This is a genomic window from Nocardia ninae NBRC 108245 (assembly GCF_007990755.1).
In the GTDB taxonomy this organism is placed as follows: domain Bacteria; phylum Actinomycetota; class Actinomycetes; order Mycobacteriales; family Mycobacteriaceae; genus Nocardia; species Nocardia ninae.
The window spans coordinates 94824-107786 of record NZ_BJXA01000004.1; the positions used below are offsets into that span (position 1 = coordinate 94824).

The 12963-nt window shown below is 68.1% G+C and carries 11 protein-coding genes and 2 tRNA genes; 7 read left to right on the plus strand and 6 right to left on the minus strand.

Annotated features, from left to right (window positions below; all coding sequences use genetic code 11):
* Nucleotides 1–235: 235 nt before the first annotated feature.
* Together NN4_RS05575 and NN4_RS05580 are read right to left on the minus strand one after the other, a co-directional pair.
* A tRNA-Pro gene (locus tag NN4_RS05575) sits at nucleotides 236–309 on the minus strand.
* Between the two features lie 47 nt (nucleotides 310–356).
* Nucleotides 357–430, minus strand: a tRNA-Gly gene (locus NN4_RS05580).
* 914 nt (nucleotides 431–1344) lie between these two features.
* Between NN4_RS05580 and NN4_RS05585 the strand changes: the two genes are divergently transcribed.
* Nucleotides 1345–2295 carry a GGDEF domain-containing protein gene (locus tag NN4_RS05585; protein WP_107654751.1) on the plus strand — a complete coding sequence of 317 codons (951 nt, stop codon included), beginning with the start codon at nucleotides 1345–1347 and terminating at the stop codon, nucleotides 2293–2295.
* An 84-nt stretch (nucleotides 2296–2379) separates the two neighbouring features.
* Here the strand turns inward: NN4_RS05585 and NN4_RS05590 are convergent, their stop codons facing one another.
* Together NN4_RS05590 and NN4_RS05595 are read right to left on the minus strand one after the other, a co-directional pair.
* Nucleotides 2380–3192 (minus strand): Fpg/Nei family DNA glycosylase, encoded by an 813-nt coding sequence (locus NN4_RS05590; protein ID WP_147128872.1) that lies wholly within the window; start codon nucleotides 3190–3192, stop codon nucleotides 2380–2382.
* A gap of 7 nt (nucleotides 3193–3199) precedes the next feature.
* Entirely contained in the window at nucleotides 3200–3673 is a 474-nt protein-coding gene (locus NN4_RS05595; RefSeq protein WP_107654749.1) for a ribose-5-phosphate isomerase, read from the minus strand.
* 164 nt (nucleotides 3674–3837) lie between these two features.
* Between NN4_RS05595 and NN4_RS05600 the strand changes: the two genes are divergently transcribed.
* Nucleotides 3838–4899, plus strand: coding sequence for a M48 family metallopeptidase (locus NN4_RS05600; RefSeq protein ID WP_246180723.1), 1062 nt, complete (start codon nucleotides 3838–3840; stop codon nucleotides 4897–4899).
* 45 nt (nucleotides 4900–4944) lie between these two features.
* Here NN4_RS05600 and NN4_RS05605 read toward each other — a convergent pair whose 3' ends face one another.
* Complete coding sequence (locus NN4_RS05605; RefSeq protein ID WP_147128873.1) at nucleotides 4945–5592, minus strand: mycothiol-dependent nitroreductase Rv2466c family protein; 648 nt, start codon at nucleotides 5590–5592, stop codon at nucleotides 4945–4947.
* A 211-nt stretch (nucleotides 5593–5803) separates the two neighbouring features.
* On the opposite strand from NN4_RS05605, the gene NN4_RS05610 reads away from it, so the two are divergent.
* The 4 genes from NN4_RS05610 to NN4_RS05625 all read left to right on the plus strand — a co-directional run bounded on the left by NN4_RS05610 (nucleotide 5804) and on the right by NN4_RS05625 (nucleotide 9371).
* Nucleotides 5804–7039: an NAD(P)/FAD-dependent oxidoreductase gene (locus tag NN4_RS05610; protein WP_147128874.1), complete on the plus strand. Its 1236-nt coding sequence runs from the start codon at nucleotides 5804–5806 to the stop codon at nucleotides 7037–7039.
* 111 nt (nucleotides 7040–7150) lie between these two features.
* Nucleotides 7151–7552: a YciI family protein gene (locus tag NN4_RS05615; protein WP_147128875.1), complete on the plus strand. Its 402-nt coding sequence runs from the start codon at nucleotides 7151–7153 to the stop codon at nucleotides 7550–7552.
* A complete protein-coding gene (locus tag NN4_RS05620; RefSeq protein ID WP_147128876.1) occupies nucleotides 7549–8829 on the plus strand; it encodes an RNA polymerase sigma factor in 1281 nt (426 codons plus the stop codon). The genes NN4_RS05615 and NN4_RS05620 overlap by 4 nt, the downstream gene beginning before the upstream one ends.
* Nucleotides 8830–8885: 56 nt before the next feature.
* Nucleotides 8886–9371 (plus strand): NUDIX hydrolase, encoded by a 486-nt coding sequence (locus NN4_RS05625; RefSeq protein ID WP_147128877.1) that lies wholly within the window; start codon nucleotides 8886–8888, stop codon nucleotides 9369–9371.
* A 6-nt stretch (nucleotides 9372–9377) separates the two neighbouring features.
* On the opposite strand, the gene NN4_RS05630 is transcribed toward NN4_RS05625, so the two are convergent.
* Nucleotides 9378–10214, minus strand: coding sequence for a phosphoribosylaminoimidazolesuccinocarboxamide synthase (locus tag NN4_RS05630; RefSeq protein ID WP_147128878.1), 837 nt, complete (start codon nucleotides 10212–10214; stop codon nucleotides 9378–9380).
* A 112-nt stretch (nucleotides 10215–10326) separates the two neighbouring features.
* Between NN4_RS05630 and pepN the strand changes: the two genes are divergently transcribed.
* Nucleotides 10327–12906, plus strand: a complete 2580-nt coding sequence (gene pepN, locus NN4_RS05635) for an aminopeptidase N (RefSeq protein ID WP_147128879.1) — start codon at nucleotides 10327–10329, stop codon at nucleotides 12904–12906.
* The last annotated feature ends 57 nt before the right edge of the window (nucleotides 12907–12963 follow it).

The following is a 12963-nucleotide window of genomic DNA, read 5'->3' on the forward strand; positions in this document are numbered from 1 at the left end:
TCGAAGACACCGCCGGAGTGGAGACCGTGACATCGGTGGAAGGTGGTAGCGATCACAACGGTTCGCCTGACTGCCCGGCGGCCGAAGGGCACGAAATGCCGACGGTGCCCCGACTAGTGGTGCGCGATGCAAGCCCGATGCCGGTTTGCTGCGTAGGCCGCACGCGCGGGAATCCGCCAGTTGAAACGGCACAGCCCCTGACCTTCGTACACAGGTCAGAGGCTGTTCGATGCTGTCGGGGTGACAGGATTTGAACCTGCGACCCTCCGCTCCCAAAGCGGATGCGCTACCAAGCTGCGCTACACCCCGTTGTTCCTCGCGGCGGTTGTCGGCCGCCGCCGAGGCTGAATTCCGTGTGGAGCGGGTGACGGGAATCGAACCCGCACCATCAGCTTGGAAGGCTGAGGTTCTACCATTGAACTACACCCGCAGGCATACGACATCGATGGGATCGCCACGATGTCGTGTGCGTTCCGACTGTACCGAACCCTGCTTCGTAATTGCCAATCAGCCCCCCGCGCAGCGGGTTAGCGCGGGGGTGTGTCCGGTTGTCGGCGCGATGCCGCTGATGCGTGCCGGATGGCAGCCGCCCCGGTCAGGGCGTGGCGCGCACAGCCCAGAACTAAATGAAATTAAAAGGCTTCTGTTCCTGGAAACTCGGGCGTGTCGGATGGGAAGCGGGGAGCATATGGGACGCGTGACGACTCCTGTCGGGGGGAGCCGTGGCCCACGGGGTGGCCAGCAGTCACGCCCGACCGGTCGCGGAGAGGATGCCACCCTTGGGGACATCACGACTCGCCGATATCGCACTAGCAGTAAATTGCGCTGTGCGACCGACCGCCGGGTGTGCTGTGGGCAGGAAAAACCGGCTCCACACCTCCAGTGGGCAGAAGACCCGCAGACTCTCGGCTACTCATACCGCTACTTCGGCACCACGACCAGGCGGGCGGCCCGGCAGGCCGAGCGCACGGCCACAGGGCGCCGAGGTATCGCGAGTGGCCGAGAGGACCCGCCTGACGCACCGCTACAGCGTGTCGTCAGCGTGTCACGGCGCGACTTCTCAGCGAACGAAATCCAGGTGTAACGCCGACGCGTCTGCAGCGATCACATACCCGATCGCCATTCGCGAGGCATCGAGAACACGTTGCAAAACAGCGTATTTTGATGCCGAGTGGCTTGCTAGGATCCTTTTTGCCGGACGGGGGTATCTGGAAAGGGGGCGGTGAGCGTGCGCCGAGCGAGGTGGACACAACCGCGTAGCAGTGCGAACGATCGGGGTGACGTCGGCACCTGTGTCAGCACAGGGCCTCTGGGTACCGACGCCACCTGCGTCGGGTGAGTTCGATGTCGATCGATATCGAGCCCCCCGTCGCCGCGATGGCCCGCGCCTGGGCCCGTGCGGTGTGCGCCGAGCCGGGTACCGGCGCGGCGCCCCAACAGCTGGAACCGGTACTGATCGACATCGTCGAGCGCCTGCTCAGGCTGGCCAGGTCCGAGCCGTTCCCGGTGCCGGAGGCCCGGGTGCTCGGGTCCAAGCTGGCCGAGGCACCGTTCGACCGGATACGCATGCTCGCGCAAGCCTCCCGGTGGCTACTCGGCTTCCCCTCCGGCGCGCCGGGCTCACTCGTCGCCACCCGCTGGCCGCTCGTCGCCAGCCAGGCCATCGACAGCTACGCCCAAGCGCTCCAGGAGCGCGCGCTGGCGCAGCAAGAACAAAACCTCTCGGCCAAGGTTTCGCTACGCGTACAGGAGATCGCCGCGCTGCAACACCGGCTGCGGCACGAGGCGACCCACGACGCCCTCACCGACCTGGCCAACCGGACGCTGCTGCAGGACCGGGTGCGGCTGATGGCGACCGACCCGAACCGCGGCGTCGGACTGCTGCTGATCGACCTGGACCGGTTCAAGCAGATCAACGACGGCTACGGCCACGCCATCGGCGACGAGGTACTGGTCGAACTGGCCAACCGCCTGCGCGAGGTGTGCCCGCCGGACACGGTCATCTGCCGCTACGGCGGCGACGAATTCGTGCTCGCCGTCAACCCGCCGCACAACACGCTCGGCGACCTCGCCCACCGGATCGTGTCCGCGCTACGCGACCCGGTGTGGTCGACCGCGGGCCCGGTGCCGGTCTCGGCGAGCGTCGGCACCGCGTTCTGTCCGCCCGGAAGTCCCTGCGACTTCAGCGATCTGCTGCGCCGGGCCGACCGTGCGATGTACTCGGCGAAGACGGCGGGCGGGCGGCGGTTCGCACTGGCCGACGAGCCGGTCATCGACGAGGCCGTCGCCGGTTGAGGGACTGATGCACCGCACAGCGCGGATACACCTGATCCCGCTGACCGCGACAGCCCGATCCGGCCGAACTGACCCCTGGACGCGCTATTCCGGCTGACAGGTGGGGCACCAGAAGAGGTTTCGCGCCTCCATGACGGCATGGGCGACCGGCGTGCCGCACACGCGGCACGGCGCACCCTGGCGGCGATAGACGTAGGTGCGCGGCCGGTCCGGAGCGTAGGACGGCTCCCCGTGGTCGTCCTCGGGCCGGACCACGACCATCTTGCCGACCCGCACGCCCACCTTCATCAACGCGACCAGATCGACCCACATCGCGTCCCACTCGCCGGCGGACAACGCGGTGCCCGGCCGGTACGGCGAAACATGGTGCCGGAACAGCAGTTCCGCCCGGTAGACGTTGCCGACACCGGCCACCACCTGCTGATCCATCAGCAACGCGCCGATCGGCCTGCGCGAGCGGTGGATGCGCTGCCAGGCGCGGTCACGGTCGGCGCCACGGCGCAGCGGATCGGGGCCGAGCCGATCGGTCAGCGCGGAAACCTCTGGGGCGAGCAGGACTTCGCACGCGGTCGGCCCACGCAGATCGGTGCCGAAGCCGGGCTGTCCGTCCGGCGCGCCGAGCATGCGCATCCGCACCTGCCCGATCGGCTCCCCCATCGGCAGCTCGGATTCGGTGAACTTCCCGTACAACCCGAGGTGCACGTGCACGACCAAGCCCGAGTCGTAGTGGTGCAGTAGATGTTTGCCCCACGCCTCGGCTCGCGTCAGCAGGTGACCGTCGACCCGGGCGGCCCCTGCCGCGAACTTGCCCTGCGGGCTCGACACGCGCACCACACCGCCCGCGAGGCGCTTCTGGTGCAGCCTCGCGAGCCGGTGCAGCGTATGACCTTCCGGCACAGCGTGTTCAGTACGCGGGAACCGCGGGGGCCTCGCCGGACTTCTCGTACTCGGCCAGGATGTCGATGCGCCGCTGGTGGCGATCCTCGCCCGACCACGGGGTGGTGACGAACGCGTCGACGATGGCCAGCGCCTCCTCGGTGGAGTGCATGCGGCCGCCGATGCCTGCCAGCTGGGCGTTGTTGTGCTGGCGGGCCAGCTGGGCGGTCTCCACGCTCCAGGTCAGCGCGCAGCGGGCGCCGGGCACCTTGTTGGCGGCGATCTGCTCGCCGTTGCCGCTGCCGCCGAAGACCAGCCCGAGGCTGCCCGGGTCGGCGACGGTGCGGCGGGCCGCCTCGATGCAGAAGGCCGGGTAGTCGTCGAGGGCGTCGTATTCGAGGGCGCCGCAGTCGACCACCTCGTGACCCGCCTTTTCCAGATGATCCTTGACGTGATTCTTGAGTTCGAAACCGGCATGGTCGGCACCGAGGTATACGCGCATGGCAGGCATTCTGTCAGGCCCGGCCGCGGCTAGTTGCGAAGGGGCACACGGCCCGATTAACACCGGAGATCGCACGCGCGAATCGAGATACGTCGGGAGCACCGCGGTCTCGCGACACCACGAGGTTCCGCTCCCGCTCCCAGCAACTGAATAGAGTTCATTCCATGCAGCCGCACGAACCCCAGCCCCCTCAGACGGGCCCGCACGCCGACCCGTATGCCCCGGCCGGGTGGGCGCAGGCGCAGGACGCGCCTTACGGCTCGCCGCCGCCCTACCCCGTTCCGCCCGCATACGGCCCGTACCCCGGCGTTCCCGTCCCGCCGAACCTGCCGCCACAGCAGCAGCCGCGTGGACTGTCGCCGTTCGGCATGCCTGCCCGGCACAGCTGGGAGATCCCGATGCTCATCGTGGTGGTCACCCTGACCGTCGTGGCCTACGCGATCGCGGTGCTGTTGCTGGTGACCGGCAGTGTCGATCAGTACGTGCTGCTGCTGGTGTTCGCGCCGCTGCTGATCTGGTTCGGCCGCGGCATTCTCTACTCGACCCAGCGCGTCAACGGCGTGAAGATGTCGCCGACTCAGTTCCCCGAAGGTCACCGGCTGGTGCTCGAGGCGGCCGCGCGATTCGGCATGGCCAAGGCGCCGGACGCCTACGTGGTGCTCGGCAACGGCCAGATCAACGCGTTCGCCAGCGGGCACGGGTTCCGCCGCTTCGTGGTGGTGTACAGCGACCTGTTCGAGATCGGCGGCGCCGCACGGGAACCCGACGCGTTGGCCTTCATCATCGGCCATGAGGTGGGCCATATCGCGGCGGGCCACGTCTCGTACTGGCGCCAGCTGGGCATGTTCCTGGTCCCGTTCCTGCCGATCATCGGCAACTCGCTGATCCGCGCGCAGGAGTTCACCGCCGACAATCACGGCTACTGCAACCGGCACGTCGGCGCGCCAGGGGCGATGAGCACGCTGGCCGCGGGCAAGTACCTGAACAAGCTGGTCGGCTTCGACGAGATGGCCGACCGGGCGGCGCTGGAGAAGGGCTTCTTCGTCTGGATGGTCAACGCCATGTCCTCGCACCCGGTGCTGACCTGGCGGATGTGGGCGCTGCGCGACCGGAGCCGGCACGGCAAGCTCTGGTTGCGGCCCACCCCGCCCGCGGGCGCCGTGCCTCCGGCATACCCGAGCTCCTTCGGCCAGACACCCGCGCTGCCGCCGAAACCCGTTCCGTAGCAAGCAGGTGCGAGTGCCGCACGTACGCGGCACTCGCACGATCGCTCAGTCGAACTCGGGATCTTCGGTGCGGGTGCGCTTGAGCTCGAAGAAGTGCGGGTAGTCCGCCAGCGTCACCGCGGCGTCCCACAGCTTGCCCGCCTGCTCACCGCGCGGGATCCGGGACAGCACTGGACCGAAGAACGCGGTGCCGTTGATGTGGATCGTCGGCGTGCCCACGTCGGTGCCGACCTTGTCCATGCCCTCGTGGTGGCTCTTGCGCAGCGCCTCGTCGTAGTCGGTGCTGTCGGCAGCCTTCGCCAGTTCGGCGGGCAGACCGACCTCGGCCAGCGAATCGGCGATCACCGCGGCGAGGGAGTCCTTGCGCGAGTCCCGCTCGTACTCGGCGCGACGGTTGTGGATGCGGGTGCCCATCGCGGTGTAGAGCGGCGACAGCATCTTGTCGCCGTGCTCCTGCGCGGCGGCGATAGCGACGCGGACCGGGCCCCAGCCGGAGGCGAGCAGTTCTTTGTACTGGTCGGGCAGGCCCTCCCGGTTCTCGTTCAGTACCGCCAGGCTCATCACGTGGAATCGCGCCTCGATGTCGCGCACCTGCTCGACCTCGAGGATCCAGCGCGAGGTGATCCAGCACCAGGGGCACAACGGGTCGAACCAGAAATCGGCAACGTCTTTCGCGGAGCCTTGATCACTCACGGCGGGTCCTCTCGACTCGGATATTCGACGGCGGTGGCGGTGGCGGATGATGTCGCTCGCTGCGCGCGCTGGTGCCCCGCCGCTATACCGAACCAACCACACCGGCTCCCGATTCGTTCCCATCCGGTGCCCGCGTTTTCGGGAGACGGCGCCGCCCACCCCAGTAGGGTCTATTCGCAGGAGTCCGGTTCCCTCTCGACAAGGAGTCCGAATGACCTCGGATGAGCATTTCGTCATCGTCGGCGGCGGACTGGCTGCGGCCAAGCTGGCGGAAGCATTGCGCGCCAACGACTTTCCCGGCTCGGTGACGCTCATCGGCGCGGAGGAGTGGCTGCCCTACGAGCGACCACCGCTGTCCAAGGACCATATGGCGGGCAAGAAACAGCTCGCCGAATTCACCTGCGAACCGCGTCAGTGGTACCGCGACCATCGCGTCGAGGTCCGGGTCGGCACGACCGTCGAAAGCCTCGATCGCGACGCGAAGACGGTCTCGCTGCCGGACGGTTCGACGGTGTCCTACGACAAGCTGGCGCTCGCCACCGGCTCGTCCCCGCGCACCCTGTCCATCCCGGGCGCCGACGCGCCCAACGTGTACACGCTGCGCACCATCGAGGACTCCGACACCCTGATCGAGCTCTTCGCGAGCGCCGCGCAGCGCATCGTGATCATCGGGGCAGGCTGGATCGGCTTGGAGGTCGCCGCGGCGGCCCGGGCCGCCGATCTCGAGGTGACCGTAGTCGAGAGCGCGGAGCAGCCACTGCTCGGGGCGCTCGGGCCGGAAATGGGCGAGGTGTTCGCCGACCTGCATCGGTCGCACGGGGTCGACCTACGCCTCGGGGTTCAGGTCAGCGAGATCACCACGAAGGAAGGGATCGGCACCAGGCTGGCGAGCGGGGTGAAACTCGCCGACGACACCGTGCTCGATGCCGAGGCCGTGCTGATCGCGGTGGGTGCCAAGCCGAATATCGAACTGGCCGCCGAGGCGGGGCTCGACGTCGACGGCGGCGTGCTCGTCGACGAACACCTGGCCACCAGCGACCCGGATATCGTCGCCGTCGGCGACATCGCCGAACAGCAGCATCCGGTGCTCAACCGCCGAATTCGCGTGGAGCACTGGGCCAACGCGCTCAACCAGCCCGCCGTGGCCGCCGCGACCATGCTCGGCAAGAAAGCCAGTTACGACCGACTGCCCTACTTCTTCACCGACCAGTACGACCTGGGCATGGAGTACACCGGCTACGCCGCCCCCGGCGACTACGACCGGGTGGTGACGCGCGGCGATGTCGGCAAACGCGAGTTCGTCGCGTTCTGGCTCGACTCGGACAACCGGATCCTCGCGGGCATGAATGTGAACGTCTGGGACGTGACCGACCGGATCAAGGAACTGATCCTCGCCGGCGAACCGGTCGACCCGGACGCGTTGGCCGACACCTCGAAACCCTTGTGATGCAGCTCACTTCGATGATCGGCGAGATGCGTCGAATCGATGGGCCAGGCTCCGACTACACCACGAGCGCGCCACACGGGCGCACCGCTCGGTAGCCGGAAAGAGGACCCGATGAAGTACATGCTGCTGAAGACCTACACCGCCCCCGCGTTCTGCGACACACCGATCAACGAATGGTCCCCCGAAGAAATCCAGGCGCACATAGACTTTCAGCGCGCCCTCGGCGAGCAATTGGCCAAGTCGGGTGAGCTGGTAGATGCGCAAGGGCTCGCCGGTCCGACCGAGGCCCGCATCGTCAGCTCCGACGGCCGCTCGGCGCCGGTGGTGACCGACGGACCGTTCCCGGAGACGAAGGAATTCCTGGCCGGGTACTGGATCGTCGACGTGGAAAGCCCGGAACGGGCCTACGAGATCGCCGCGAAAGCCTCGGCGGCACCGGGGCCGGGTGGCAAACCGATCGGCGAATACATCGAGGTGCGGCCGGTTATGAGCGTCCCGGCCAGCGACCTGTGACCAACCGGCGAGTGGTGCCCGACGACACACCGCTCCCGGCGAGGGCCGAGGACCTGTTGCGCGAGTTGGCGCCACAGGTCCTCGGTGCGTTGGTCCGCCGGTTCGGTGATTTCGATACTGCCGAGGACGCGCTGCAGGAGGCCATGCTCGCGGCCGCGACCCAGTGGCCGGTGGACGGTCTGCCGGACAACCCGCGCGGCTGGCTGATCCATGTGGCGCAGCGCCGAATGGCCGACGCGGTGCGCGCCGAGGTGGCCCGGCGGCGCAGGGAGACAACGGCCTTCGACCGCGACGTGCCCGACGCGATGCCGGTCGATCAGGACGACACCCTCGCGATGTTCTTCCTCTGCTGCCATCCCGCGCTGTCCTCGGCCAGCGCCATCGCGCTCACTCTGCGAGCGGTGGGCGGGCTCGGCACGGCGGAGATCGCGCATGCGTTCCTGCTGCCGGAAGCGACCATGGCGCAACGGATCACACGGGCGAAGAAGAAACTGGCGACGCTGGAGCGGCCGTTCGCCCAGCCGGGTGGTGCACCGACGGGCAGGAGCGAAGCGACCCGGGATTCGGCAGAATGGCATGCTCGGCTCGGAACGGTTCTGCATGTGCTGTATCTGATCTTCAACGAAGGCAATACCAGCACGACCGGCCCGGAATTACAGCGCGCGGACCTGTCGGCTGAAGCGATTCGGCTCACCCGCGCCGTGCATCGCATGCTGCCCGACGATACCGAGGTCACCGGCCTGCTCGCGCTCATGCTGCTCACCGATGCCCGGCGTGCGGCCCGCACCGGCGCCAAGGGCGAGCTGATTCCGCTCGCCGAGCAGAACCGTGCGCTGTGGGATCGCGCGCAGATCACCGAGGGCGTCACGTTGGCGACAAGCACACTCGCGCAGGGACTTTCCGGGCCGTATCAGATCCAAGCGGCCATTGCGGTGCTGCACGCGCAGGCCGGTAGCGCCGAGGAAACCGACTGGACCAAAATCCTCGCGCTGTACGACCTGCTCGAAAAGCTCTCGGACAACCCGATGGTCACGCTCAACCGGGCCGTCGCGATCGCGATGGTGCACGGGCCCGAGGCCGGGCTGGACCTCGCCGCGACCCTCGACGATCGGCTGGCAGGCAACCACCGGCTCGACGCTGTCCGCGGCCACCTGCACGAAATGGCAGGCAATCCCGACGCCGCCATCGCCTGCTACACCACCGCGGCGGGCCGCACCCCCAGCGCGCCGGAGAACCATTACCTCACCCTTCGCGCCGCCCAGCTCCGGCATCGCTGAGCGGCTCGCTCGACGGTTGCCGCGGTCGCTGCGACTCGTACGGCAGACTGCATGGGGTGACGGATAAGACCAGTGCGGGCGTTTTGGTGTTCCGGCGGCGCGACGGCGCGGACGTCGAGGTGCTGATCGGGCATATGGGTGGGCCGTTCTTCGCGCGCAAGGACAGCGGCGCGTGGTCCATTCCGAAGGGCGAGTACGAGCCGGAACTGGAGGACGCGCGGGCGGCGGCCAGTCGCGAGTTCCACGAGGAGCTCGGCCTGTTCGTGCCGCCCGGCGACTGGATTCCGCTCGGCGACGTGCGGTACGGCAGCGGTAAGGGCAAGAAGACGGTCACCGTCTGGGCGGTCGAGGGCGATCTGGACCCGGCCGACGTGGTACCGGGCACCTTCGAGATGGAGTGGCCGCCGCGGTCCGGCCGGATGGCGAGCTTTCCGGAGATCGACCGCGCCGACTGGTTCGACCTGGCCACCGCGCACGACAAGCTCGGCACCGGCCAGCGACCGTTCCTCGACCGGCTGCGGGACTACCTCGGCCAGGCCTGAGTTCGTCTACTGCGCGACACCCGTCCAGGCGCGGCCGGTGACGAGTTCGTAAGCCTCCCGGTACTTCTGGCGGGTGACCTCGACGATGTCGGCGGGGATCTCCGGGCCGGGCGGCTCCTTGTCCCAGCCGGTGGAGGTGGCCCAGTCGCGGACGAACTGCTTGTCGAAGGAGCGTTGCGCGCGGCCGGGTTCCCATTCGGCGGCGGGCCAGAAGCGCGACGAGTCGGAGGTCAAGACCTCGTCACCGAGGGTGAGAGTGTCACCGTCCCAGCCGAATTCGACCTTGGTGTCGGCGACGATGACGCCGCGATCGGCGGCGTGCGCCGCACCGCGGGAGTAGATGTGCAGGGTGAGGTCGCGGAGTTGCTCGGCGACCTCGCGGCCCTCCTGGTTCACCACATCCGCGAAGGTGATGGACTCGTCGTGCCCCTCGGACGCCTTGGTGGTCGGCGTGAAGATCGGCTCGGGCAGCTTGTCACCCTCGCGCAGTCCGGGCGGCAGCGCGACACCGGACACCGACCCTTCCCGCTGGTACTCCTTCAGCCCCGAGCCGACCAGGTAACCGCGGGCGATGCACTCGACCTGCACCATCTTCAACGGCTTGACCCGGATCGCGCGACCGGCGAACTCGGCGGGCACGTCGGTGGCGGAGACCACGTGGTTGGGCACGTCGGTGAAGTAGTCGAACCACCAGTTGGACAGCTGGGTCAGCAGCGCGCCCTTGTCCGGGATCGGCGTCGGCAGCACCACGTCGTAGACCGAGACCCGATCGGACGCGACGAGCAGCAGGGTGTCGCCGTCCTCGTAGAGGTCGCGCACCTTGCCGGCGTGCACATGCTTCACTCCGCAGCTCCGATCCTGGATAGGGTTCAGTAAAAAGTCCCGCGCGGGCAACCTTACCCAGGTGGCATCGTGGGGAACGCCCGAGCTAGTTCTTCGAACCCGAAGGAGCCCTATGTCCGCACCGAACCTGACTCGCGACCAGGCGATCGAACGCGCGTCGACAGTGACGGTCGATAACTACCGCATCGACCTGGACCTGACCGACGGTGCGGGCAAACCGGGCGAGCAGACCTTCTTCTCCCGGACCACGGTCACCTTCGCCGCGACGCCGGGCGCGAGCACCTTCATCGACCTGGTGGCCCGCGGCGTGCGGTCGGCGGTGCTCAACGGCACCCCGCTCGATGTCTCCGGCTACGACGAGTCCACCGGCATCACGCTGCCCGACCTGGCCGAGCGCAACGAGCTGGTGGTGGAGGCCGACTGCGAGTATTCGAACACCGGCGAGGGCCTGCACCGCTTCGTCGACCCGACCGACGACTCGGTCTACCTCTACTCACAGTTCGAAACCGCCGATGCCAAGCGGATGTTCGCGTGCTTCGACCAGCCGGACCTGAAGGCCACGTTCGACGTCAGCGTGACGGCGGCGCCGGAGTGGAAGGTCATCTCCAACGGCGCGGTCGTGGAAACCCTTGCGGCGGAACCGGGTAGGCATGTTTTCCGTACCACTCCGAAGATGAGCACCTACTTGGTCGCGCTCATCGCGGGCCCGTACGCGCAGTGGACCGACGTCTACACCGACGAGCACGGCAGCATCCCGCTCGGGATCTATTGCCGCGCTTCGCTGGCCGAGTTCATGGACGAACAGCGGCTGTTCACCGAGACCAAGCAGGGATTCGGCTTCTACCACAACAACTTCGGCGTTCCCTACGCGTTCGGCAAGTACGACCAGCTGTTCGTGCCGGAGTTCAACGCGGGCGCGATGGAGAACGCGGGGGCGGTGACCTTCCTGGAGGACTACGTCTTCCGCTCCAAGGTGACCCGCGCGTCCTACGAGCGGCGCGCCGAGACCGTGCTGCACGAGATGGCGCACATGTGGTTCGGCGACCTGGTCACCATGAAGTGGTGGGACGACCTGTGGCTGAACGAGTCGTTCGCCACCTTCGCGTCGGTGCTGTGCCAGGCCGAGGCGACCGAATACACCAGTGCCTGGACGACTTTCGCGAATGTGGAGAAGTCCTGGGCGTACCAGCAGGACCAGCTGCCCTCCACCCACCCGATCGCGGCGGACATCCCCGACCTGGCCGCCGTCGAGGTGAACTTCGACGGCATCACCTACGCCAAGGGCGCGAGCGTGCTGAAGCAGCTGGTCGCCTACGTGGGGCTGGAGCCGTTCCTGGCGGGTCTGCGGGCCTACTTCGCCGATCACGCCTACGGCAACGCCACCTTCGACGATCTGCTCGCGGCGCTGGAGAAGTCTTCCGGCCGTGACCTTTCCGGCTGGGGTGCGCAGTGGCTCAAGACCACCGGCCTGAACACTCTGCGCCCCGACTTCACGGTCGACGGCGACGGCAACTTCACCTCGTTCGCCGTCCTGCAGGGCGGCGCGGAGCCCGGCGCCGGTGAGCGCCGCGTACACCGGCTCGCCATCGGCGTCTACGACGACCAGGACGGAAAGCTGGTGCGCACCAAGCGCGTCGAGCTCGATGTCCAGGCGGCCGAGCGCACCGAGGTGCCCGAGTTGGTCGGCGTGGCGAGCGGGCAGTTCGTGCTGATCAACGACGACGACCTGACCTACTGCTCGGTGCGCCTCGACGCCGAATCGCTGGACGTGCTCGTCAACCGGATCGCCGATATCGCCGAGCCGTTGCCGCGCACCCTCGCCTGGTCGGCGGCTTGGGAGATGACCCGCCAGGCCGAGTTCCGGGCCCGCGACTTCCTCGCGCTGGTCCAGCGTGGCGTCGGCGCGGAATCGGAAATCGGTGTGGTGCAACGACTCCTGATGCAGGCGAACCTGGCGCTGCGCAGCTACGCCGACCCGGAATGGTCGGCGAGCACCGGCTGGACCGTGTACGCCGACCGGCTGCTCGAACTGGCTCGCGAGGCCGGGGGCGGCTCGGATCACCAGCTGGCCTTCGTCAACGCGCTCGCCGCGGCCAAGCTGTCCGCCTGGCACACCGAGGTGTTGCAGGAGCTGCTCGACGGCGACCCGGCGAAGGTCGGCCTGGCCGGGCTGGTCATCGATACCGACCTGCGCTGGCGCCTGGTGATCGCGCTGGCGGCGGCGGGCGAGATCGACGCCGACGGCCTCGATACCCCGTTCATCGACCAGGTGCTGGCCAAGGATCCGACCGCGGCGGGCAAGCGGCACGCAGCCACCGCGGCGACCGCGCGCCCCATCGCGGCGGTGAAGGAGCAGGCCTGGACCAAGGTGGTGGAGGACGACACCATCTCCAACATCACCGCCCGCGCGATCGCCGCGGGCTTCGCTCCGGCCGGTCAGGCCGAGCTGCTCGCGCCCTACGTGGATCGGTACTTCGCGGCGATCCCCGGCGTGTGGGAGCGGCGCTCCAGCGAGGTCGCCCAGACCGTGGTGGTCAACCTCTACCCGAGTTGGGCGATCAGTGACGACGCGGTCGCGGCGGCCGACAAGTTCCTGGCCGGTGAGCACCCGCCCGCCCTGCGCCGTTTGGTGATCGAGGGCAAGGCGGGCGTCGAACGTGCCCTGCGCGCACGGGTATTCGACAGCCGGTAGCGCACCATGATCAACGGGACATGACGGCTGATGTGGGCCGACATGTCCCGTTGATCA